3 pseudogenes are annotated in these 1,716 nt (G+C 70.6%); all 3 read left to right on the top strand.

Annotated features, from left to right (window positions below):
• A pseudogene (locus ACWEBX_RS40115) lies at positions 1-151 on the top strand (IS30 family transposase); the annotation flags it as partial.
• Positions 152-502: 351 nt separating this feature from the next.
• A pseudogene (locus ACWEBX_RS40110) lies at positions 503-1,057 on the top strand (plasmid pRiA4b ORF-3 family protein); the annotation flags it as partial.
• 563 nt (positions 1,058-1,620) lie between these two features.
• Positions 1,621-1,716 (top strand): annotated as a pseudogene (locus tag ACWEBX_RS40105) (hydantoinase/oxoprolinase family protein); the annotation flags it as partial.

The raw sequence follows: 1,716 nt of genomic DNA, 5'->3' as shown, positions 1-1,716 counted from the left end.
CGGGACCGTCGTCCACGCCGCGCACGGCCAGGTCGTCGAGGGGCCGCAGGTGCGGCTGCGGCAGGGCAGGAACAAGCCCCGCCAGCAGGACCGCCGCTGGGCGACCGCGTGGAGCCCGGAGCAGATATCGCAGCGGCTCAAGGTGGACTTCCTCCTTGGGCGGCTTCTACGACGGCGAGATTGATCAGCTCGGTGGCCTCGCCGAGCCGGTCGCCCGTCTGCCGGGCCAGTGGTGGCGAGAGCCCCAGCAGAGCGAGGGCCTCGGCCGGTCGGCTTTCCTTGCTCGGCACCCAGCCGAGCGGGATGGGCACACGTGATGCTGCGTACGGGTCGCGGTGGGCGCGCGCATTCCAACGCGATGTTCAGCAACGGCCACGGCTGCTCTCGAGCGGTGGAAGCCCATCCGCGTGCACCGCGGCGCGGCGTCGAGACCCTGATGTCGAGATGTACCCAAAAGGACGGCCGCCGCAACCAGGTTTGAGCTGGGCACACCGACAGCGCCATGATGGGTCCTTCGAGTAGCCCGGTGCGGCGGGAGCGACAAATGCGGCAAGTCGAGAAGAAGGCACCGTCCGATCTTCAGGTGAAAATCGTACTGCACGGTACGAAACCCCCTCTGTGGCGACGCCTCGTGCTGCCGTCCGACACCTCGATCGGGACACTGCACACCGCCATCCAAATCGCCTTCGGATGGCACGGCGGCCACCTGCACCTCTTCACCGACGACTTCGGCCGCCGGCACAGCGACGCCGACCAACTCACCGATATCGATCTCGGCTTCGGCCGCAAGGTCGGCGATGAGGACACCACCGCGCTCGGCGACGTGCTGGCCGAGGAGGGAGCACGGCTGCGCTACGTCTACGACTTCGGCGACGACTGGGAGCACGGGATCACGCTGGAGAAAACACTGCCCCGCCCGGACGGCACGCAGCGGACGGCGCGCTGCGTCGGCGGGCGGCGTGCCGAGGTACCGGCCGAGGACATCGGCGGCGTGTGGGGGCTGGCCGAGGTGCTGGAGTTCCTCGCCACCCCAGACGGGGCCGGAGACAGCCCGTACGGTGAGCTCGTCGCCGAACTGCGGGCGGCCGGTTACGATCCGGCGGCGTTCGACCGCGACGGGATCAACGCGCGGCTGGCCCGGTTGACGCCGGACACGGTGTCCTCCAGCGCGAGGCCGCTGGCCGGTGACCGGGCCGGGCGAGGCGGTGTCCGTCGGCTGACCGCCGAGGACGTGGCGTTGTGTACCTGCGGGCAGTGCGGGGTGGGCGATCCGGTCGATGCCGGAGTCGACGGAGCGGCCGAGGACGTACCTGTGCTGCGCCCGGTGACGCTGGCGCCGCGGGAGGATCTTGTCGCTGCCGTACTGGTGGTTCCGCTCGTCGACGCGGCGCTGCGGCTCGCGGATTGGTGCCACGAGGGACGGGCGGTCACCGCCAGCCGGGTGCTGCGGCCCGCGCTCGCCCGTGAGGCCGTCGAGGAGCTGCGACTGTGGAAACTGGCCGGCGACGACTCACCGTATGCCGATGCCGTCGCGCGAGCTCGTGCGTTGAAATCGCTGCGCAGCGCCAAGGACGTTCCCGTCCTCGATGATCCGTGGTGGCTCGCCGTGGACGGCGGGTTGAGATCGCCGGAGTCCGGCTGCGCGCCCCCATGCTGGACATCCACACGGTCGCCGCGGGCGGCGGATCGGTGCTCCACTTCGACGGTTCCCGCTAC

It is taken from the genome of Streptomyces sp. NPDC005070, assembly GCF_053600395.1.
This window is presented reverse-complemented; position numbering and strand designations above follow the sequence as displayed.